This is a genomic window from Knoellia locipacati (assembly GCF_007992835.1).
Lineage (GTDB): Bacteria > Actinomycetota > Actinomycetes > Actinomycetales > Dermatophilaceae > Knoellia > Knoellia locipacati.
On sequence record NZ_BKBA01000003.1, the window covers coordinates 560,799 to 581,567 of the forward strand.

General features: G+C 72.4%; 23 protein-coding genes. 11 read left to right on the forward strand and 12 right to left on the reverse strand.

The features are described from left to right. Window positions 1-49: 49 nt before the first annotated feature. From KLO01_RS04195 to KLO01_RS17380, 3 genes are all read right to left on the reverse strand, one after another. Window positions 50-1,483 (reverse strand): pyridoxal phosphate-dependent decarboxylase family protein, encoded by a 1,434-nt coding sequence (locus KLO01_RS04195; protein WP_147062378.1) that lies wholly within the window; start codon window positions 1,481-1,483, stop codon window positions 50-52. Next, window positions 1,473-2,792 carry an MFS transporter gene (locus KLO01_RS04200; RefSeq protein ID WP_147062380.1) on the reverse strand — a complete coding sequence of 440 codons (1,320 nt, stop codon included), beginning with the start codon at window positions 2,790-2,792 and terminating at the stop codon, window positions 1,473-1,475. The genes KLO01_RS04195 and KLO01_RS04200 overlap by 11 nt, the downstream gene beginning before the upstream one ends. Before the next feature lie 396 nt (window positions 2,793-3,188). Then, on the reverse strand, window positions 3,189-3,518 hold the full coding sequence (locus KLO01_RS17380) for a hypothetical protein (RefSeq protein WP_246136081.1): 330 nt from the start codon (window positions 3,516-3,518) through the stop codon (window positions 3,189-3,191). Between KLO01_RS17380 and KLO01_RS17385 the strand changes: the two genes are divergently transcribed. From KLO01_RS17385 to KLO01_RS04220, 4 genes are all read left to right on the forward strand, one after another. Further along, the gene (locus tag KLO01_RS17385; RefSeq protein ID WP_246136079.1) at window positions 3,463-3,636 is read left to right on the forward strand and encodes an excalibur calcium-binding domain-containing protein; all 174 of its coding nucleotides are present in this window, start codon (window positions 3,463-3,465) and stop codon (window positions 3,634-3,636) included. The genes KLO01_RS17380 and KLO01_RS17385 overlap by 56 nt on opposite strands. A gap of 120 nt (window positions 3,637-3,756) precedes the next feature. Then, window positions 3,757-4,482 (forward strand): hypothetical protein, encoded by a 726-nt coding sequence (locus tag KLO01_RS04210; RefSeq protein ID WP_222611916.1) that lies wholly within the window; start codon window positions 3,757-3,759, stop codon window positions 4,480-4,482. Window positions 4,483-4,529: 47 nt separating this feature from the next. Further along, window positions 4,530-6,482 carry a sensor histidine kinase gene (locus KLO01_RS04215; RefSeq protein ID WP_147062382.1) on the forward strand — a complete coding sequence of 651 codons (1,953 nt, stop codon included), beginning with the start codon at window positions 4,530-4,532 and terminating at the stop codon, window positions 6,480-6,482. After that, entirely contained in the window at window positions 6,475-7,119 is a 645-nt protein-coding gene (locus KLO01_RS04220; protein ID WP_147062384.1) for a response regulator, read from the forward strand. Before KLO01_RS04215 ends, KLO01_RS04220 begins: the two co-directional genes overlap by 8 nt. Window positions 7,120-7,128: 9 nt before the next feature. Here the strand turns inward: KLO01_RS04220 and KLO01_RS04225 are convergent, their stop codons facing one another. Genes KLO01_RS04225 through fgd form a run of 6 tightly spaced genes read right to left on the reverse strand, consistent with a single transcriptional unit; the run spans window position 7,129 to window position 12,016 of the window. Continuing rightward, window positions 7,129-7,839: a class III extradiol ring-cleavage dioxygenase family protein gene (locus KLO01_RS04225; protein WP_147062386.1), complete on the reverse strand. Its 711-nt coding sequence runs from the start codon at window positions 7,837-7,839 to the stop codon at window positions 7,129-7,131. After that, window positions 7,836-8,708 carry a dihydropteroate synthase gene (folP, locus tag KLO01_RS04230; protein ID WP_147062388.1) on the reverse strand — a complete coding sequence of 291 codons (873 nt, stop codon included), beginning with the start codon at window positions 8,706-8,708 and terminating at the stop codon, window positions 7,836-7,838. The genes KLO01_RS04225 and folP overlap by 4 nt, the downstream gene beginning before the upstream one ends. Then, a complete protein-coding gene (locus KLO01_RS04235) occupies window positions 8,705-9,682 on the reverse strand; it encodes a glucosyl-3-phosphoglycerate synthase (protein ID WP_147063105.1) in 978 nt (325 codons plus the stop codon). The genes folP and KLO01_RS04235 overlap by 4 nt, the downstream gene beginning before the upstream one ends. Window positions 9,683-9,687: 5 nt before the next feature. After that, entirely contained in the window at window positions 9,688-10,455 is a 768-nt protein-coding gene (locus tag KLO01_RS04240; protein ID WP_147062390.1) for an enoyl-CoA hydratase/isomerase family protein, read from the reverse strand. Further along, entirely contained in the window at window positions 10,452-10,997 is a 546-nt protein-coding gene (locus KLO01_RS04245; RefSeq protein ID WP_147062392.1) for a DoxX family protein, read from the reverse strand. The genes KLO01_RS04240 and KLO01_RS04245 overlap by 4 nt, the downstream gene beginning before the upstream one ends. Beyond that, window positions 10,994-12,016: a glucose-6-phosphate dehydrogenase (coenzyme-F420) gene (gene fgd, locus KLO01_RS04250; protein ID WP_246136040.1), complete on the reverse strand. Its 1,023-nt coding sequence runs from the start codon at window positions 12,014-12,016 to the stop codon at window positions 10,994-10,996. Before fgd ends, KLO01_RS04245 begins: the two co-directional genes overlap by 4 nt. 38 nt (window positions 12,017-12,054) lie before the next feature. Between fgd and KLO01_RS04255 the strand changes: the two genes are divergently transcribed. The 7 genes from KLO01_RS04255 (at window position 12,055) to KLO01_RS04285 (ending at window position 17,608) form a co-directional block, all read left to right on the forward strand. Continuing rightward, window positions 12,055-12,489 carry a hypothetical protein gene (locus tag KLO01_RS04255; RefSeq protein ID WP_147062396.1) on the forward strand — a complete coding sequence of 145 codons (435 nt, stop codon included), beginning with the start codon at window positions 12,055-12,057 and terminating at the stop codon, window positions 12,487-12,489. Between the two features lie 85 nt (window positions 12,490-12,574). After that, a complete protein-coding gene (locus tag KLO01_RS04260; RefSeq protein ID WP_147062398.1) occupies window positions 12,575-13,246 on the forward strand; it encodes a DUF6766 family protein in 672 nt (223 codons plus the stop codon). A gap of 74 nt (window positions 13,247-13,320) precedes the next feature. Beyond that, window positions 13,321-13,791 carry a nitroreductase/quinone reductase family protein gene (locus tag KLO01_RS04265; protein ID WP_147062400.1) on the forward strand — a complete coding sequence of 157 codons (471 nt, stop codon included), beginning with the start codon at window positions 13,321-13,323 and terminating at the stop codon, window positions 13,789-13,791. A gap of 79 nt (window positions 13,792-13,870) precedes the next feature. Continuing rightward, window positions 13,871-14,983, forward strand: a complete 1,113-nt coding sequence (locus KLO01_RS04270; RefSeq protein WP_147062402.1) for a Glu/Leu/Phe/Val family dehydrogenase — start codon at window positions 13,871-13,873, stop codon at window positions 14,981-14,983. 281 nt (window positions 14,984-15,264) lie between these two features. After that, window positions 15,265-15,459: a DUF3073 domain-containing protein gene (locus KLO01_RS04275; RefSeq protein ID WP_147062404.1), complete on the forward strand. Its 195-nt coding sequence runs from the start codon at window positions 15,265-15,267 to the stop codon at window positions 15,457-15,459. Window positions 15,460-15,545: 86 nt separating this feature from the next. Continuing rightward, the gene (locus KLO01_RS04280) at window positions 15,546-17,039 is read left to right on the forward strand and encodes a purine-cytosine permease family protein (protein ID WP_246136041.1); all 1,494 of its coding nucleotides are present in this window, start codon (window positions 15,546-15,548) and stop codon (window positions 17,037-17,039) included. Further along, complete coding sequence (locus KLO01_RS04285) at window positions 17,036-17,608, forward strand: cysteine hydrolase family protein (RefSeq protein ID WP_246136042.1); 573 nt, start codon at window positions 17,036-17,038, stop codon at window positions 17,606-17,608. Before KLO01_RS04280 ends, KLO01_RS04285 begins: the two co-directional genes overlap by 4 nt. Window positions 17,609-17,625: 17 nt before the next feature. On the opposite strand, the gene KLO01_RS04290 is transcribed toward KLO01_RS04285, so the two are convergent. From KLO01_RS04290 to purF, 3 genes are read right to left on the reverse strand one after another with little or no spacing between them, the layout of a single operon-like run. Beyond that, window positions 17,626-17,991, reverse strand: a complete 366-nt coding sequence (locus KLO01_RS04290; protein WP_147062406.1) for a hypothetical protein — start codon at window positions 17,989-17,991, stop codon at window positions 17,626-17,628. Between the two features lie 48 nt (window positions 17,992-18,039). Beyond that, window positions 18,040-19,161: a phosphoribosylformylglycinamidine cyclo-ligase gene (gene purM / locus KLO01_RS04295; RefSeq protein WP_147062407.1), complete on the reverse strand. Its 1,122-nt coding sequence runs from the start codon at window positions 19,159-19,161 to the stop codon at window positions 18,040-18,042. 16 nt (window positions 19,162-19,177) lie between these two features. Further along, window positions 19,178-20,752 (reverse strand): amidophosphoribosyltransferase, encoded by a 1,575-nt coding sequence (purF, locus tag KLO01_RS04300; protein WP_147062409.1) that lies wholly within the window; start codon window positions 20,750-20,752, stop codon window positions 19,178-19,180. Window positions 20,753-20,769: the final 17 nt, after the last annotated feature.

The window sequence follows — 20,769 nt, forward strand, 5'->3', positions numbered from 1 at the left end:
CGGGGCGGAGAGTTCAGCCGACAACTGTCCATGGGTACTACGACCCCGGTCAGCCCCGCGGTGCGGTGAACCTCTGCAGGAAGGCCGAGAGCAGCTGCGCTGACGCCTCTCGGGGCAGCGTCTCGATGAGCATGAGGACCGTCGTGAGGTCGAGGTCGCCTCCCGCTCGCGCACCGTCCGCGAGAGCCACAGGATCGGGTATGCCGTTCTGCGACAGCGCTTCCGGGCTCGGCAGCGCGTGTCCTCGGACGGCGTCGGCCGCCGCGACGAGGGCGGGCACCAGCTCCCCGAGCAGGCCCTCGGTGACGGGCGTGATCGTCAGGTGCGCGGTGTGCGGCACGATGGTGCCGTCGGCCTGGGCCATCGCCGGCTGCCCCTGGAGGACGAACCCGCGTTCGGCGACCCCGGCCACCCAGAGCAGCGGGTCGACCTGTCGGCCGGGCTCCACCGACTCGTCCGTGGCGACCGCCACGAGCGGCCCCTGCCGGTCGCCCTGCACGCGCAGCCCGTCGATGCCCTCGACCGCGGCGACCACCGCGGAGGTGGCGGCGACGACGCGTCGGGCGAGGACGGCATACCCGTCCTCGCCGAGGGTCTGGACGACCGCCCACGCCGCGGCCAGCGACGTCGCGGACCGCGTGCCGAGCATCGTCGGGTTGACGACGGGGTAGCCGAGCCAGTCGGTGATGGCGAAGTAGCGGGCGAGGTCGAGCTCGCCGTCCGCGAAGAGCAGGAGCGAGGCGCCCTTGGGGACATAGCCGTACTTGTGGATGTCGGCGCTGATGCTGCTCACCCCACGAACGCGGAAGTCCCACTGCGGCAGCGGATCTCCGCCGGCGGCCTCCCACCACGGCAGCACCCAGCCACCGACGCAGGCGTCGACGTGGCACGGGATGCCGGCGTCGGCTGCGGCCCCCGCGACCTCGGCGACGGCGTCGATCACGCCGTGCGGGTAGGACGGCGCGGAGACGACGACGAGCGCCACCTGCGGACCCAGTGCCTCGACGAGTGCCGAGGCCGGCGCGCGACCCGACTCGACGTCCACGGGGACGACGACGACGTCGAGTCCGAAGTAGTGCGCAGCCTTGTGGAACGCCGCATGCGTCGACGCGGAGAGCACGAGCCGCGGACGCCCGCTCCCGCCACGCCCCACCCAGAGGTCGCGCGCCGCCTTGACGGCGAGCAGGCAGCTCTCGGTCCCGCCGGAGGTCACCGAGCCCGTGGCGGTCGGGCCGTGCAGCATCGCCCGGCCGAACTCGACGAGGTCGGACTCCATGAGGGCGACCGACGGGAAGGTCGTCGGATCAAGGCCGTTGACCGGCTGCAGCAGCCGCATCGCCTGTGCCGCAACCTCATCGAGGTCCGCTCGACCGGAGTCGTAGACGTAGGACAGCACCCTGCCGCCGTGGGTGGGGGCGTCGTGCGAGCGGTAGGCCCGCAGCTGCTCCAGCACCTTGTCGGCGTCGCGTGACTCAGCGGCCACCGAGCACCACCTCCGGTTCTTCGTAGCGCCGCAGCGCCGTGATGGACACCAGCGCGAGCGCCGCCGGCACGAGCGTGAACGCCAGGCCGATCGCCCACTCTGCGCTTCGCGGCTGGGCGGCCGCGTCCCCGGTGCTCGACACGAACCCGCCGACGGCGAGCATCCCCAGGACGATCGCGGGGCCGAGCGCGAGGCCGGCCGTCTCGAGCGCGGTCCACACCCCGCTCATCGCACCGCCCCGGGCCCTTCCCGCCTCCTCGATGACGTCGGGAAGCATCGCCAACGGGAAGAGCTGCATCCCGGCATACGCGATCCCCCCGACCGCGAGGGCGAGGACCGAGAGCCAGACCCAGCCGAGCACGAGCGCCGGGACCTGCACCACGCAGGCGAGGACGAACAACCACGAGGACGCGAGGTATGCCGTCCGCTTGCCTCGCGCAGCCGCGTGGCGCTTCCACAGCGGCATGACGAAGAGCGCGGGTGCGACGACGGCGGCGAAGAGCACGCTCACCCACGACTGGGAACCGAGGAGGTAGGTCGCGACGTACTGGGCGGCGGCGAGCACGATCCCGGTCGCGAGCGCCTGGAGGACGAAGACGAGGAGCAGCGATCGGAAGCGCGGCAGGTCCCGCAGCGCGTCCAGCCCGGCTCGCAGCGTCGGCGGCTCACCATCGGAGTGGGCCACGCTCTCGTGACCTCGCAGGCTCGCGACGGTGGCGAGCATGCCTGCGGTGAGGGCGATCGCGGAGACGACGGCCATGACGAGGTAGCCCGTGCGACCACCGCCGAGGGCGTCGCGGACGGCGGGTGCGCCCGCGCCGAACGCGAGGATCGCGAGCGCGAGGACACCGACCCGCCAGGCCATCATCCGGGTGCGTTCGGTGTAGTCGCTCGTGAGGTCGGCCGGCGCGGCGATGTAGGGGACCTGGAAGAGGCTGAACGACGTGGTCGCGAGGACGAAGGCGACCACGACCCACAGCGCGGCGATGGCGGTCCCGACCTCGGAGGGCACGGCGAACATCGCGATGAACCCCACCGGAAGGGTGAGGGCGCCGAGGGCCATGAGGCGGTGCCGCGAGCCACGGGTGGCCACCTCGCGGTCGCTGCGGGCACCGATGGCCGGGTCGATGACGACGTCCCACACCTTGGGGACGAGCACGACGACGGCGGCGAAGGCGGCGGCGACGCCGAGCGTGTCGGTGAGGTAGTAGGCCAGGACGAGACCCGGCAGGGTGCCGAAGCCGCCCGTCCCGACCGACCCTGCGGCATACCCCGCGGTCTGCGCACGCGTGAGGCGGTTCCGGGGCATGCACCGCAGTATGTCTGGCCGCGGGTGCGGCAGGACGGCATTCGGCGCCTCGGGTCGACGGCCCACTCGACGTTCGTCCGCACAGAACCACCGTGGGCGGCACGGGTTTCGTCATTTCTCCACGGGGCTTGGTTCGGAGCCCTAACGTGACGGGTTCCATGGATGAGGAGTGCCCGTGACCCGCCGATTCAACCCTGCCCCCGGATGGCCGTTCCCTCCCAGCGGCTGGACCCCACCCGCAGGATGGCAGCCAGACCCCGCGTGGCCCCCCGCGCCGGCGGGCTGGGAGTTCTGGGTGGACGAGCAGCCACTCTCGGGCCGAACGGTTCCAGCAGTCCCTGTGACCGCGGCCGCGCGCACCGCGCATCCCGTCCTGCGCCGGAAGACGACGGTGTCCTACGCGAGGGCGGGTGCGGTGCTGGCGGGCGCGCTCGTGCTCGGGGCTGCGGTGGGCGCCGGCGGCGCGAACGGGTCCGACGCCACCGCCATGGCGACGGCGCCCACCAGTCGACCCAGCGTCTCCGTCTCGGTGTCGGTCGCACCGGCCCCGACGGTCACCGTGACGTCGACGCCGGAGCCCGCACCCACGGTCACGGTCACCTCGGCGCCGGTGCCCGCGCCGACGGTCACCGTCACCGCTGCACCGCGCGCGACGAAGGCCGCACCGCTGGTGGCACCACCGGCAGCGAAGAAGCCCGCCGCGCCCAAGCCCGCAGCACCCGCCACCGCGTACTACGCGAACTGCGCCGCGGCGCGCGCAGCTGGAGCGGCCCCCCTCTACCGAGGAGAGCCCGGCTACCGCTCGGGGCTGGACCGCGACAACGACGGAGTCGCCTGCGAATGAGCTCGTAGGGGTGTCCCGTCGCAACGTCCCGGGTGGACGGGACACCGGGCCCTGTCGGCGGGGACGCCGGGCGCACCACGGTGGGTGGCATCCAGCAACCGACACACCCAAGGAGTCGCCATGAGCGCCACCATCACCAGCCCCACCTCCACCACCACCACGCCGAACCGGATCGACACCACCGAGCCGGCGCCCGCGACCAGCCGCGGATGGGCCTTCACCGGCGTCGCCGCAGGCCTCGCCTCGATCATCGGCATCGGTGCCTCGATGCAGATCGACGCGGTCTACTCCCCCGACGCGGACGGCGACCCGGACAAGATCGTCGCCCGGCTCGGCGAGCTCGTGCCGCAGATCCTCGTCTTCCACACGGCGACGATGATCTCGGTCGTCCTCATGCTCGTCTTCGCCGCCGGCCTGCGCCGCCGGCTCGCCGACCAGCTCCCCAGCCGCAGCCTCCTGCCGGACGTCGCCGGCGGCGGTCTCGGACTCGTCGCGGTCGCCGGGCTGCTCGGCTCGGGCCTCACCACCGAGTTCGTCTTCGCGGTCTCCGACCCGAGCGTCGGACTCGTCCCGGAGTCGGCCGTGTTCTTCAACCACTGGGTCGGCACGATCCCGTGGCTGTGGGTCGGCGCCGGCGCCACCGGTGTCGCCGTCGCGATCAGCGCCCTGCGTCACGGCGCCATGTCGCGCTGGCTCGGCTGGGTCGGCGTCGTCCTCGGCGGGCTGACCCTCGTCCTCGGCGTCTCGCCGCTGCAGTACATGGCCGGCATGACCGGTCCGGTGTGGCTGTTCGTCACCGCCCTGGGCCTCGCCCTCGGCGACCGTGCCACTCGCCCGCGGGTCTGAGAAAAGCCCGGAACCGCAGCATGGACCGGCGCTATGGTGCCGACACCATGAGCTCCCCCGACGCCCCTTCACGGGCGGGCCTGCCCCGGGCGGCCGCGGTCCTCGCCGCGGCCGCCTGGGGCACGGCCGTGCTCGCCGTGGCCCTCGTCGTCGCGGCCCGACCCGAGCTCGGTGAAGGCGTCTGGTTCTTCGTCGTCGACGTCGCCGTGGCGTGTGTCTACGGGACGGTCGCGGCGCTCATCCTCTCTCGCCGGCCGCACCCCGTCGGCTGGCTCCTCGCACTCGCGGCCCTCGGCGGCGGGGTCGCCGCCCTCGGCTTCGGCTACCCCGCCCTCGCCGCGCAGCGACCCGGCCTCCCCGGCGCCGACCTCGTCTCATGGCTGCAGAGCACGGCGTGGGTGCCGGGGACGCTCGCCCTCTTCCTCGTCGTTCCTTGGCTCGTGCGCGACCACGCACTCGGCCACGCGAGGTGGGGCGTCGCCGCCGGCGCAGCCGTCACCGTTGGCCTGCTCGTCGCGCAGCTGGTCGAGGCGCAGGCGATCTTCCAGCTCCTGCTGGCGAGCGCGGTCGTCCTCGGTCTCGTGGCCGCAGCCGCGGTCGAGCACCGTCACCGACGCGGCCCAGTGGCCGAGCGCAACGGCCTCGGCTGGCTCGCCCTCGGCGCGGGGCTGCTCGCCCTCTCGTTCGTCCCTCTCCTGCTCCCCTACGGCTCGCTCCCCCTGCCGGTCTGGACCACCCCCGTCCTGCACCTGCTCTCCCAGGCGGTCTATCCCGCCGCGATCCTCGTCGCCGTGCTCCGCGGCCGGATGTGGGGCCTCCAGCTCGCGGTGAGCCGCACCGTCCTCGCCGGCCTCCTCACCGCCGTCCTCATCGCGGTCTACGTCGGCGTCACGGTCGTGGCGACCCGCCTCCTCCCCGGCGACGGGGCAGGTCTCGTCGGGGCAGGCGTCGTCGCGGTCGCGGTCCAGCCGACCCGGCTCTGGCTCGAGCGCCGCGTCCACCGGCTCGTCTACGGCGTCTCCGCGTCGCCCGACACCGTGGTCCGCCGCCTCGGCAGCCACCTCCGCCTCGCCGAGACCACCGACGACCTCCTGCGCGGACTGGCTGCCGACATCGGCGCAGCCATGCGCCTCGAGTCCGTGACCGTGTCCCTTCCCGACCGCGAACCGGTCGTCTGGGGTATGCCGGGTGCCCACCCCATGCGCGTCCCGCTCGCCCACCGCGGCGAACCCGTCGGCGAGCTCGCCGTGACGCTGCCGGGCGGGGAGCGCCTCGGCTCGCGTGGTGAGCAGACCCTCGCCGACCTCGCCACCGTCGTCGCCACCGCTGCGGCAGTCACCCGCGCGGCCTCCGACGTCGACGACGCCCGGGCGCGGCTCTCGCGGGCCCGCCTCGAGGAGCGCCGCATCATCCGCCGCGAGATCCACGACGGCCTCGGGCCCTCACTGGCCGGGCTCCGCCTCGGGCTCCAGGGAGCACGCAACCTCATGGCCACCGACCCGCCCGCCGCTGCCGCCCTGCTCACCACCCTCCAGTCCGAGCTGGACCAGCGGGTCACCGACGTCCGCACCCTCTCGCACCACCTGCTGCCGCCCGTCCTCGACGAGCTGGGCCTCGCCGCGGCGTTGTCCGAGCTCGCCGCGAGGCACGCCGAGGACGGCGTCGAGGTCGCGCTCTCCCTCGGTCACGAGGACTCGCTCGACCCTCAGACTGCTGCCGCGGCATACGCGATCGTGTCCGAGGCAGTCACCAACACGTTGCGGCACAGCGGAACCCAGACCGCCCGGGTTGTCACCGCGAGCACCGCGGAAGGTCTGCGCGTCACCGTCGCGGACGACGGCCAGGGCATGCCCGAACGGGCACGCTCAGGGGTGGGCACCCGGTCGATGCGTGAGCGCGCCGAGGAGCTCGGCGGCAGCCTCGAGATCACGGCCCCGACGACCGGGGGCACGGTCGTCGACGCCCTCCTCCCGCACGCCTTGGCGGTGCGCCGTGGCTGACCTCACCGTCGCGGTCGTCGACGACCACCCCGTCTTCCGGATGGGGATGGCCGGCCTCCTCGACTCGCTCGACGGCATCCGCGTCGTCGGACAGGCGAGCGACGCGGCGCAGGCCCTGGCCCTGCCCCTGTCCGAGATCGACGTCGTCCTCATGGACCTCAACCTCGGCGAGGACTCCGGCATCGAGACCACCCGCGAGATCGTCCGGCGCGACCCCGATGCCCGCGTCCTCGTCGTGACGATGCGCGAGGACGACGACGCCGTCGCGTCGTGCATGCGGGTCGGGGCCCGGGGCTACCTGCTCAAGGGTGCGAGTCCCGACGAGGTCGAGCGGGCCGTGCGTGCCGTCGCCAACGGTGACGTCATCCTCGGCTCGGCCGTCGCCGCGCGCGCCGTCACGGCACTGACATCGGGGCGCGCCGTGGCACGGGTCCCCTTCCCCGAGCTCACCGACCGCGAGCGCGAGGTGCTCGACCTCGTCGCCCGCGGGCACGACAACCTCACCATCGCGCGTCGGCTCGTCCTGTCACCCAAGACGGTGCGCAACGTCGTCTCCAACGTGCTCACGAAGCTCGCGGTCCGCGACCGGGCAGCCGCAGTCGTCCGGGCCCGCGACGAGGGCCTCGGGCTCGACTGACCGCGAAGGTCAGTGGGCTCGGGCGAGGTGCGCCACGACGTAGAGCACACCGAACGGGTCGCTCACCTCGCAGCTCGTGACACCGAGCGCAGCGGCAGGGCCGGCCGCGCCCACGGCTGCCGCGAGCACCTGGAGCGGAGCCCGGCCGGCGACGAGGAGGTCGGCGCAGAGGTCCGGGTCGAGATCGAGCAACCGGGCCAGGCCGTCCTCACCGGCGCCGCGGATCGCCTCGACGATCACCCCGTCGACCTCGTGCGAGCGTGGATCGAGGTGGCCGGGGGCCTTCTCGCTCCGCCGGGCGGAGCCGTCGGCCACGACGAGCAGCGTCGTGGGACGTGCCTTTGCGTCGCCACCCGGGGCAAGGACACTCCCCTGAGCGGCACCCCCCGAGGTCACGTGGTCCGCTCGTTCGGCGACCTCGCGGCCCAGCGCGACGCACTCCTCCCGCGGCGCGTCCCACGCGACGGCGACGTGCTCGACCGAGAAGCCGACGTGGGTCTCGGCGAGCAGGTGGTCGGCCACCCGCGCCCCCAGTGCGGGGCGGGTGCTGCGCGGCTCGCGGTCGGTCGCGTGCACGACGACGACATGGGCCGCCTTCGCCACGGCGTCCCGCACCGCTTCGACGCACCGCTCGAGCAGCCCGGGGGCCGCAGCAGTCCTCCCCTGGTACTCCGGCAGCAGCAGCGGGGCTCCCGGGACGATGACGACGTCGGTGATCACGCGAGCCCCCGAGCGGTCCGGGCGGGCGGCAGGTCACCGGCGAGCACCGACACCATGTCGAGGACCTGGCGGGTCTCGACCACCTCGTGCACGCGATAGATGTGGGCACCGTGCCACGCCGAGATCGCCGTCGCGGCGAGGGTTCCCGTCAACCGCTCACCCACCGGCAGGTCCAACGACTCCCCGACGAAGTCCTTGTTGGACAGCGACACGAGCAGCGGCCAGCCCAGCGCGACGAGCTCGTCGAGCCGGCGGGTCACCTCGACCGAGTGCCACGTGTTCTTGCCGAAGTCGTGTGCCGGGTCGATGACGACACGGTCGCGCGAGACCCCCACCGACACGGCACGGTCGGCCTGCCTGACGAGCGACTGCACGACGTCGGCCACCACGTCGTCGTACTCGATGCGGTGCGGGCGGGTGCGGGGCGTCACGCCACCGGTGTGCGTGCAGACGACGGCCGCGTCGAACTCGGCCGCCACCTCGACGAGCTCGGGATCGGCACCGCCCCACGCGTCGTTGAGGATGTCGGCACCGGCCTCGAGCACCGCGCGGCCCACGGACGCGCGCCACGTGTCGACGCTGATGAGCAGGTCGGGGTGCTCGGCGCGGACCGCGGCCACGAAGTCGACGACCCGCTCCTTCTCCTCGTCGGCCCCGATCTCGACACCGGGCGCGGCCTTGATGCCACCGATGTCGACGATGTCCGCCCCCTGCTCGACGACCTGCCGGACCCGGTCGAACGCCGCGCCCTCGCGCCAGGTCGCGCCCTTGTCGTAGAACGAGTCCGGGGTGCGGTTGACGATGGCCATGACCAGCCGGGCACGCGAGTCGTACTCGCGGCTCCCGAGACGGAAGGTGAGGTCGCTCATCGTGCGTCCGCCGACGGCATACGGAGGCTGTCGGCCGGAGGCCGCTCGCCGGTCGCCACGTCGGTGACGCGCGGCTCGAAGCCAGCGGTCCCCCGGGCGTACTGGGTGAGCGAGACCGTCGACCCCGCGTCGTCGCCACCAGCCCCACCGACGCCACCACCCCGGCGACGGTCCGCTGCGGCGAGCACCTGAACTGCCATGAGGCCGAGCGTGTCATGCCGGTGGTGGCGATGGGTGCGGCGGCCGAGGTCGACCTGCGCGATCCCGTCGGCGCCGAAGCGGTCGAACGTGTCGACGAGCGCCGCGATCTCGACGCCGTAACCCACGGGCACGGCATACGACGCGAGGGCCTCGCGCCGGATCGCCCACTCGCCCGAGAGCGGCTGGACGATGCCGGCGAGGCCGGGGCGGTGCAGCGCGAGCCACGGGCGGGCGACGAGCTCGGTGACCCGACCGCCGGTCTCCTCCTCGCGCCCGGTCGCGTCGATCATCGGCCGGTCGTAGACGGCCTTGACGAGCTGGACGGCGTCGTCGGTGAGCAGTGGTGCGAGCAGGCCCGTGACGAAGTGCGTGCCCCAGTCGACGAGGTCCGCGTCGACGAAGACGACGAGATCGCCCGACGTGACGTGCTGCGACTTCCAGAGCGCCTCGCCCTTGCCGGGGACCGACCCGAGGTCGGGTCGGATCTCGTTGGCGGAGAAGACTTGCGCACCCGCCGCGCGCGCGACGTCGGCGGTGCGGTCCGTCGAGTCGGAGTCGATGACGACGACCTCGTCGACCAGCCCGCTCCCGTCGGCGCGGACGAAGTCGGCGATGATCCGCTCGACGACCGCGGCCACGGTCGACTCCTCGTTCTTGGCGGGGACGACGACGGAGACCGTCCGGTCGCCCTTGCGCTCGAGCAGCCCCTCGGCGGTCCAGTCCGAGGCCCGGTATGCCGGCCCGTGCAGGACGTGGGACCCAAGCCCGCCCATCGTGCTCACGCGCCGAAGGTCGGTCGTCGCTTCTCACGGAAGGCCGTGAGCCCCTCGACGAAGTCGGGGGTGCGCAGGAGGTCGTGCTGCCCGGACTCCTCACGCTCGATCGTCGCGTCAAGGTCGAGCGCGGCCGCGGTGATCGCCGCGGCGGTGAGCGCCGTCCCTCGTGGGGCCAGCGCCGCGAGGTGCGACGTCAATGCCTCGGCGCGGGCCGAGAACTCCTCTGCCGCAACGGACTCCGAGACCAGGCCCCACTGGGCTGCAACGGCACCGGACAGCTTCTCGCCGGTCAGGGCGAGTCGCAGCGCTCGCGCCCGGCCGATGTTGGCCACGACGAGCGCCGTCGCGCCACCGTCGGGCATGAGTCCCAGTGCGCCGAAGGCGAGGACGAGCCTGGCGTCGTCTGCGACGAGGACGTAGTCGGCGGCGAGGGCCATCGACAGCCCGGCGCCGGCAGCCACCCCGGGGACGAGCGCCAGGACGGGCGTCCCGGCCTCGATCACCGCCCGGCTCACGGCTCCGACCCCGCGCAGCGTCCCGTCGAGGTCGCCCTCGTCGAGGTGGACGGAGAGGTCCGCGCCGGCACAGAACGCCCGGCCCTCACCCGAGAGGACGATGACGCGCACGGCCGGGTCGGCGTCGAGCGAGCGCACCCCGGCTGCGGCGGCGTCGAGCATCGCGACGTCGACGGCGTTGAGGCGGTCCGGTGCGGCCAGCATGACGTGGCCGACGGCCCCGTCGGTGCGCACGACGACCGACGCCTCGCTCATGCGGTCGCCTTGCTCTCGTTGGGGCGGTACGACGTCGCGAGCAGCCCCGCCGCGGCGAGCACACCACCGACGAGGGCGAGGGCGCCCCAGCCGAGCCCGGCGAGGTCCAGACCGAGCGCGTTGTCGAGCGACCAGCGCCCGGGCCCGAGCACCGCGAGGGCGACGGCGACGATCGCGACGAGCACGACGTACTCCCAGCCACCCTTGAAGATGAAGTAGCCCTTGCCCCGGTGGTCGGTGAGCGCGGCGACCGTCATGAGGCCGACGAACGCCATCGCGCCGAGCGCGTTGAGCAGGCCGAGGGTGACGATGACCCCCGCCCCCATCTCGGTGAAGGCCGCGACGCGGGCGTGCAGCCAGCCGGGCCGCAGCCCGAGGGACTCGAACCACCCCGCCGTGCCGGCCAGCCCACCCTGCACCTTGTTGAGCCCGTGCAGGACGAGCATCGGGCCGAGCGCGAGGCGGATGACGAGGGAGGCGACGTCGAGCTCGGTCGAGCTGACCGCGGTGGCAGCGGCGGCAGCGGTCACGACGGCGCTCATGCCGGCGACCCCACGGTGAGCTCCCGCAGGCCCGGCACGACCTGCTCGGTGAAGGTCCGCAGGAAGCGCTCCTGGTCGCCGCCCGGGCCGTGGAAGACGAGGTGGTCGAATCCGAGGTCGGTGTACTCCTTGACCGCCGCGACGACGTCCTCCGGCTCCGACGCGACGATCCAGCGCTGCGCGACCTGCTCGATGGGCAGCTCGTCGGCGGCCTTCTCCATCTCGGCGGGACTGTGGATCGAGTGCTTCTGCTCGGCGGTGAGCGACAGCGGCGCCCAGAAGCGGGTGTTCTCGAGCGCGCGGTCGGCGTCCGGGTCCCACGAGAGCTTGATCTCGATCATCCGGTCGACCGAGCCGGGCTCCTTGCCGGCCTTCGCCGTGCCCTCGGCGACGGCGGGCAGCAGCTTGTCGGCATAGAGCTCGCGCCCCTTGCCCGAGGTGCAGATGAAGCCGTCACCGGACCGGCCGGCATACCGGGCGACGAGCGGGCCGCCCGCGGCGACGTAGACGGGCACGGGCTCGTCCGGGCGGTCGAAGATCCGCGCGTCCTCGGTCCGGTAGTACTCACCCTCGAAGGTCACCGACTCCTGCGTCCACAGCTCACGCATGAGCGTCACCGACTCGCGCAGCCGCGCGAACCGCTCCTTGAACTCGGGCCAGCCACTCTCGGGCACCGAGCCGACGGCGACCTCGTTGAGCGCCTCACCGGTCCCGACGCCGAGCATGATCCGCCCCGGTGCGAGGCAGCCGAGCGTCGCGAACGTCTGCGCGACGACCGCCGGGTTGTAGCGGTAGGTCGGCGTCATCACCGAGGTGCCGAGCAGCACCCTCTCGGTGCGTGCCGCGACCCACGACAGCCACGCGATCGAGTTCGGGGCGTGACCGCCCTCGAGCCGCCAGGGCTGGAAGTGATCAGAGATCGTCACCGAGTCCAGTCCCAGCTCCTCGGCGAGGACGGCGTAGCCCGCCAGCTCGGAAGGGGCGAACTGCTCTGCCGAAGCCTTGTAGCCGATGCGCATGCCGCCATCCTCTCCCATGCCGGTGCCATAGTGGATTCGTGCCCTCCCACCTGCACGGATGCCGTATGCCGGCCCGGCTCGTCGCGCTTCCGCTCGCCGCCACGCTGCTCCTCACCGGCTGCGCGGGCCGCGGCTCCGCCGAGGACGACGCGGTCGGTGACACCGCCACGACGTTCCTCGCTGCCGCTGCCTCCGCACCCCAGTCCGGGTGCGACCTCCTCGCCCCCGCGACGCTCGACCAGCTGAGGTCCGACGACGAGGACTGCGGCGACGCCGTGTCCGCGGCCGCCCCGAAGGGAGACATCGCCTCGACGCCGCCGACCATCCAGGTCTACGGGCGCGACGCCATGGTCCGGTGGGCCGACCAGACCCTCTTCCTTGCCAGGTTCGACGACGGCTGGCGGGTCACCGCTGCCGGGTGCAAGCCCCGCGGCGAGGACCTCCCCTACGACTGCACGATCGAAGGACGGTGAGCGGGATGCGGTGGTCCTTCGTCGGGTGGATGCTCTTCATCGTGTTCGGGCTCGCGTGGTGCCTTGCGATGGGGGTGCTGGCCCGATGAGGCGGCTGCGCGACCACGGGCTCGCCCTCGTGTTCGGCGGGCTCCTGCTCATGGCCCTCGTCGGGCAGGCGCTCTGGGGGCTGGCCGGCGTCAACGGCGACGCCCGCGACAAGGGGCTGCAGACGATCGGCCTCGGCGAGTACCTCACGTCCTCGAGCTTCGCCGTCGACATCGCCGAGAACTGGCAGTCCGAGTACCTCCAGTTCCTGCTCTTCATCCTGCTCACCGTGTGGTTCGTCCAGAAGGGCTCACCGGAGTCCAAGCCCCTGGACAAGACCGGCAGGGAGAGCGACGAGGACCAGAAGGTCGGGCGCTGGGCGCAGCCCGACTCGCCGAGGTGGGCCGTCGTCGACGGGTGGCGGCGATCGGTGTACTCGCACTCGCTCGGGCTCACCATGCTCGTGATCTTCGTCGGCTCGTGGAGCGCCCAGTTCATCGCCGGCCACGCCTCCCACAACTCCGAGCTCATCCGCGACCTCAAGGCGCCGGAGGGCTGGGGCCAGTACGCCCTCGACCCCGACTTCTGGAGCCGGACCCTGCAGAACTGGCAGTCGGAGTTCCTCGCCGTGGCGACGATGGTGGTCTTCTCGATCTACCTGCGCGAGCGGGGGTCGCCCGAGTCCAAGCCGGTCGGTGAGCCGCACGGGTCCACCGGCGTCGAGGGGTGAGCAGGAGGCTGGCCCACACCACCCATTGACCGCGCCGGAGCGCCGGCGGACTCTGGGCTCAGGAGGTGCCGGTCATGGTGATGTCCCGCTCGATGATGGCCCGCGGCAATGCGATCGGCGTGTGGATGCACCGGGCGTTCCGGGGGCGTCTCGACGGCGGCGGCAAGGTCGGGGGCGTCCTCATGCTCACCTCGCCGGGGCGCCGCACCGGGCTTCCGCGCTCGACCATGGTGCGCTACCTCGAGGACGGCGGGGCCTACCTCGTGTGGGGCACGGGCAGTGGCTCCACCACCGAGCCGGACTGGTTCCGCAACCTGCGCGAGACCGACGAGGCCACGATCGAGATCGGGACCCGGGCCCAGCGGGTGCGCCCCGAGGTGCTCGAGGGGTCGGACCGCGACACCGTGTGGCTGTCCACCGTCCGGGCGCAGATCCCGGGCGTCGAGAAGTACGAGAAGCGCTCCGGGCGGACGATCCCCGTGGCGCGGCTGCACCCCGTGGGGCCACGGGTGGACGCGGCGGACGGTCCCCGGCGGCGCGACTAGCCTGTAGGCGTGCGTGAGACCCACGCCGAGCACCCGCTGCACCATCTCGCAGCCCCACCCTGACAAAGGAGTCACCACCGTGACCGCGTCGTCCGTCACCGCCCCGGTAGCCGCCGCCCACGACCCGCTCGACACCTCCGGACACGAACAGGTCGTCCTCTGCTCCGACCCGCAGTCCGGACTGCGCGCGATCATCTCGATCCACGACACGTCGCTCGGCCCGGCGCTCGGCGGCACGCGGTTCTATCCGTACGCCAGCCACGACGAGGCCCTCGCCGACGTCCTGCGGCTCTCGCGCGGCATGTCCTACAAGAACGCCGTGGCGGGCATCCCCCACGGTGGCGGCAAGGCCGTGATCATCGGCGACCCGAGCACCGACAAGACCCCCGAGCTGCTGCGCGCGTTCGGCCGGTTCGTCGAGAGCCTCGGCGGTCGCTACGTCACGGCGTGCGACGTGGGCACCTACGTGCAGGACATGGACGTCGTCGCCGAGACGACGCGCTTCGCCACCGGTCGTTCACCCGAGAACGGCGGCGCGGGTGACTCATCGGTCCTCACCGCGTTCGGCGTCTTCCAGGGCATGCGCGCTGCGGCCCAGCACCTCTGGGGCGAGCCCACGCTCAAGGGGCGCCGCGTCGGCATCGCCGGTGTCGGCAAGGTCGGCCGGATCCTCGCGGGCCACCTCGTCGAGGACGGCGCCGAGGTCGTCGTCACCGACGTCAACGCGGCCGCCGTCGAGGCCCTCACCGCGACCCACCCCGGCATCGAGGTCGTCGGCGACGTTGCCGCCCTCGTCCGCAGCGACATCGACGTCTACGCCCCCTGCGCCCTCGGTGGCGCGCTCGACGACGACACCGTCGACGTCCTCAGGGCCCGCATCGTCTGCGGTGGCGCCAACAACCAGCTCGTGACCGAGGGTGACGGCGGGACCGCCGACCGACTCGTCGCCCGCGGCATCACCTACTGCCCCGACTTCCTCGTCAACGCCGGCGGCGTCATCCAGGTGAGCGACGAGCTCCTCGGCTTCGACTTCGACCGCGCCAAGCGGGGCGCGACCGCGATCTTCGAGCACACCCTCGAGGTCCTCGAGACCGCAGACGAGCGTGGCGAGAGCCCGGCCGCCGCGGCCGACCACATCGCTGAGAAGCGCATGGCCGCCGGGTCCTCGACGATCTGGCTCCCCCAGCGCTGACCCCCGCCCCCACCGGCTGCACGCACGTATGCCGTGTGCCCACCTCCCGAGGTGGGCACACGGCATACGCCGCTGATCGGGCTCTCGTTGCGCCCACGGTGAACATTCTCTGCGGACACGGTCCCGCGACGCCGACCCGTGCGCGGAAACACCCCGGGCTGATGTAGCGTTGACCCCACGACACACACACGATTCCCGGGACCACAGCTTGCTTGGGATGACCCCCTTCGGGGCCGTCCCATCGGGTATGTCGCCCGGCAGACGCACAAGGGGGTCTCGCCATGGGGCGCGGCCGAGCAAAAGCCAAGCAGACCAAGGTGGCACGGGAGCTCAAGTACTACAGCCCCGACACCGACCTGAGCTCGCTTGAGCGCGAACTCCACGGGAGCGCACCCTCGCTGCCGTCGACTCGGGTCGCCGAGTCCGACAGCGACGAGGACGACGACTACGACAAGTGGGCCAGCGGGCGTCGTTGACGTCCTCCTGATCGCTCGTCCCTTCTGCGCATGACACCGTGCGCCGTGTGCCTGATGCCGACCCGGTATCTGACATGCTCACGGGCATGACTGACGTGCGCACTGCCGACGCCGCCAAGCGGCTCGGCGTCGAGACCACCGGCATCGAGATCATCGACGAGTCGGCCCGCACCGCGGCCCCTCGCGACCTCTTCTGGCCCTGGTTCGCCGCCAACGTGTCGGTGTTCGGCATCTCCTACGCCGCCTTCGTGCTCGGCTTCGGCATCTCCTTCTGGCAGGCCGTCGCCGTGACCGTCGTGGGCGTGGTCGTGTCGTTCGCCCTCTGCGGCATCATCGCCCTCGCCGGCAAGCGGGGCTCGGCGCCGACCATGGTGCTCTCGCGCGCCGCCTTCGGGGTCAAGGGACAGAAGGTGCCGGGCGTCATCTCCTGGCTCACCTCGATCGGCTGGGAGACGTTCCTCGCGATTCTCGCCGTCCTCGCGACCGCGACGATCTTCGACCGCCTCGGCTGGGGTGGGGGGACCACGACCAAGGTCATCGCCGCCATCGTCGTCGCAGCGATGATCGTCCTCGCGGCCGTCGCGGGCTACCACGTCATCATGCGGATGCAGTCGGTCCTCACGTGGGTCACCGGCGCCATCACGCTGCTCTACGTCGCCATGACCGTCCAGCACGTCGACTGGTCGGCGGTCTCGAGCCTGCCCTCGGGCGACATCGGCGCGGTCATCGGCGCCCTCGTCCTCGTCATGACCGGCTTCGGCCTCGGCTGGATCAACATCGCCGCTGACTGGTCCCGCTACCAGCGCCGCGATGCCAGCGGTGCCGCCATCGTCGGCTGGAACACCTTCGGCGGGGCCCTCGCCCCGGCCCTGCTGGTCTGCTACGGCCTCGCCCTCGCCGGCTCCGACAAGGACGTCCTCACGGGCATCGGCGCGGACCCGATCGGCACCCTCGCCACCCTGCTGCCCACGTGGGTGCTCGTGCCCTTCCTCCTCGCCGCGATCCTCTCGCTCGTCTCGGGCGCCGTCCTCGGCATCTACTCGTCCGGACTCACCCTGCTCTCGCTCGGCGTGCGGATCCCCCGCCCGATGGCGGCCCTCGTCGACGGCGTCATCCTCACCCTCGGCACGTTCTACGTCGTCTTCGTCGCCCAGAGCTTCATCAACCCGTTCCAGTCCTTCCTCATCACCCTGGGCGTGCCGCTCGCCTCGTGGGCGGGGATCATGATCGCCGACATCGCGCTGCGCAAACGCGACTACGACGACGACGCCCTGTTCGACTCCTCCGGCCGCTACGGCGCCTTCGACTGGGTGTCGATCGGGACGATGGTCGTCGCCTCGGTGCTCGGCTGGGGCCTCGTGGTCAACAACTTCGCCGACGACGCGACCTGGAACAACTGGCAGGGCTTCCTCCTCGACCCGCTCGGTCTCGGCACGTTCGTCGAGGACCCGGCCGGCTCGTACTGGGAGGGCACGTTCGCCTACGCCAACCTCGGCGTCCTGCTCGCCCTCGTGCTCTCGTTCGTCGTCACCTATGTCGCGCGCCGTGGGAAGGTCACTCGCCAGGAGCAGTCCGCGTGAGCACCGCGGGAGCCCTCCCGACCGTGCCCGTCGACGAGGTCGAGCCGCTCGAGGACGAGTGGCTCGTCGTCATCGACCCCCAGGCCGTCTTCGCCGACCCCGCGACCAGCCCGTGGGGCTCACCGATGTGGGCGGAGACGGTGCCGCGCATCGGTCGTCTCGCGACGGCATACGAGGGTCGGGTCGTCGTGACGCGGTTCGTCGCGGACCCGGGGCTCGGCGGGTCATGGGCCGACTACTACGACGACTGGCAGTTCGCGCTCGTCCCGGGGACGGACCCCCTGTATGCCGTGGTGCCCGAGCTCGTGGACCTCGCCGACCACGTCGTCACCGAGCCGACGTTCGGCAAGTGGACGCGGGGGCTGCGCGCGGTCATCGGTGAGCAGCCGAGGCTCGCGCTCGCCGGTGTCGCCACCGACTGCTGCGTCATCTCCACCGCGCTGCCGGCAGCCGATGCGGGTGCGAGCGTGCGCGTCGTGGCCCAAGCCTGCGCCGGGTCGACCCTCGCGATGCACGAGCAGGCGCTCGGCGCGATGAGCATGTTCGCCCCGCAGGTGACGATCGTCTGAGCCCGGGCGTCCTTGGCTCAGAGGACGCCGGTGACCGCGAGCACGACGGCGCCGACGACCACACCGAGCAGCCCTGCCGTGACGCCGACCGCCCTCGCAGCCACCGCCTCCCCGCGCGCCAGCAGCGCCGCGGCACCCAGCCCGACACCCCACCCGCCGACGAGGCCGGGGATCGTGCTGACGGCGAGACCACCGACGTCGACCGACCCGACGTCACGCGCCGCGATCGCCTCGATCGTGGAGCCGACGAGCCACGCGGCCACGACGACGAGGGCCAGGTAGGCCGCGAGCACGACCGTCGCGAGCGCGAGGACGCCGACCGACCAACGCCGGGCCACGCGCGGTGCGGTGGGGACGGGGCTCGGGTCGATCGCGACGGTCACCCTCAGATGATGGACGCCACCGCCGCCCCGTGTCCTGAGGTCGGCTGCTCAGGCCGGGTGCGAACCGACGACCTGGACCGAGCCGCCGTCGACGCCCTTGGCGCCTTGGACGACCTCGATGCCGTCCTCGACCCGGGCACTCTCGAGCGCCGTGACCTCACCCATCGTCCACGCGGTCAGGCCGCGGCCGGCGAGGGTGCGGACGGCGAGGTCGACCTGGTCGGCGGGCAGCATCGCCACGAAGCCGACCCCCATGTTGAGGGTGCGCTCGATGTCGGCCTGCGGGACCTGGCCGAGTCGCTGGACGGTCGAGAAGACCGGGGGCGGCGTCCACGTCGAGCGGTCGACGCGGGCGAAGACCTGGCTCGGGAGGACGCGGGCGAGGTTGGCCGCGAGCCCTCCACCGGTGACGTGCGACAGCGCGTGCAGGTCGATGCCGTCGGTGCGGATGAGCTCGAGCAGGTCGAGCGAGTAGACGTGGGTGGGCTCGAGCAGCTCCTCGCCGAGCGTGCGGCCGAACTCGTCGACGTGCCGGTCGAGCTGCCAGCCGGCGTGGGCGACCACCTTGCGGACGAGCGAGTAGCCGTTGGAGTGCAGGCCCGAGCTCGCAATCCCGAGCACGACGTCACCCGGCTGCACGCGCTGCGGGCCGAGGACGTCGGCGTGCTCGACGACACCGGTGGCGGCGCCCGCGACGTCGTACTCGTCGGGGTCGAGCAGGCCCGGGTGCTCGGCCGTCTCGCCTCCCACGAGGGCGACACCGGCCTGCTCGCAGGCCCGGGCGATGCCACCGACGATGGCGGCGATGCGCTCGGGGACGACCTTGCCGGTCGCGATGTAGTCGGTCATGAAGAGCGGTTCGGCGCCACAGACGACGATGTCGTCGACGACCATGCCGACGAGGTCGAAGCCGATCGTGTCGTGCTTGTCGAGCGCCTGGGCGATGGCGACCTTGGTGCCGACCCCGTCGGTGCTCGTCGCGAGGACCGGGCGCTCCATCCGGGCGATCGCGCTGGCGTCGAACATGCCCGCGAAGCCACCGAGCCCCCCGAGGACCTCGGGTCGGGTCGCCCGGCGCACGTCGGCCTTCATGAGCTCGACGGCCTTGTCACCCGCCTCGACGTCGACTCCGGCCGCGGCATAGGTGATCTGTTCGCCCTGGTCACTCACGTCGGCCAGCCTAGGGTCAGGGACGGCGGACGGCCTCGGCCGCCCCGCCCGATGCGGTGACCGACACGCGGTCGACGTCGAGGGTGCCGGTCTCGGTCGCGTCGGTGATGCCCTCGTCGACGGGGAACTCGAGCTCGAGCAGCCCCTTGCCGAGACGGTCCGAGGACGGGAGCTCGATCGGGTAGGTCCCGGTGAAGCACGCCGAGCACAGCCGCTCGGGCTCCTGCTCGGTCGCCGCGATCATCCCCTCCTCGGAGATGTAGCCGAGCGAGTCGGCGCCGATCGAGTTGCAGACCTCCTCGACCCCGATGCCCGTGGCGATGAGCTCGGCCCGGGTCGCGAAGTCGATGCCGTAGAAGCAGGGCCAGCGCACCGGCGGCGACGAGATGCGGACGTGCACCTCTGCCGCCCCGGCCTCACGCAGCATCCGGACGAGCGCCCGCTGGGTGTTGCCCCGCACGATCGAGTCGTCGACGACAATGAGGCGCTTGCCCTTGATGACCTCGCGCAGCGGGTTGAGCTTGAGCCGGATGCCGAGCTGGCGGATCGTCTGGGACGGTGCGATGAACGTGCGGCCGACGTAGGCGTTCTTGACCAGGCCCTGCCCGTAGGGGATGCCCGACTCCTGCGCGTAGCCGATCGCTGCCGGCGTGCCCGACTCCGGCGTCGGCATGACGAGATCGGCCTCGACGGGGTGCTCGCGCGCGAGGGTGCGGCCCATCTCGACCCGGGCCTCGTGGACGACACGGCCGTTGATGGTGGTGTCCGGTCGCGCGAGGTAGACGTACTCGAAGACGCAGCCCTTGCGGTCGGTCTCGGCGAAGCGCTGCGAGCGCAGCCCGTCCTCGTCGATGGCGATGAGCTCGCCGGGCTCGACCTCGCGGATGAACGACGCACCGACGATGTCGAGCGCCGCCGTCTCGGACGCGACGACCCAGCCCCGCTCGAGGCGACCCAGGACGAGGGGACGGATCCCCTGCGGGTCGCGGGCGGCATACAGGGTGTGCTCGTTCATGAAGACGAAGCAGAAGGCCCCGCGCAGCTTGGGCAGGACCTCGAGGGCGGCGTCCTCGACGGTCCGGTCGGGGTCGGCGGTGAGCAGGGCGGTGACGAGCGCGGTGTCGGTCGTGTTGCCGCGGCCGATCTCACCGCGGTGGCGGGCCTCGCCGGTGGCCTCGTCGACGAGGTCGCGCAGCTCGGCCGAGTTGATGAGGTTGCCGTTGTGGGCCAGGGCGAGGGTGCCGCCGTCATGACCGCCGAGCGTGGGCTGGGCGTTCTCCCAGGTGGAGGCGCCGGTGGTCGAGTAGCGGCAGTGCCCGATCGCGAGGTGACCCTTGAGCGAGCCGAGCGACCGCTCGTCGAAGACCTGTGAGACGAGCCCCATGTCCTTGTAGACGAGGAGGCGGCGACCGTCGCTCGCGGCGATGCCGGCGGACTCCTGCCCGCGGTGCTGCAGGGCGTAGAGCCCGTAGTAGGTCAGCTTGGCGACGTCCTCGCCGGGAGCCCAGACCCCGAACACGCCACAGGCGTCCTGGGGGCCCTTCTCGCCGGGCATGAGGTCGTGGGTCAGTCGTCCGTCTCCGCGTGCCACACTCCCAGTGTCCCACG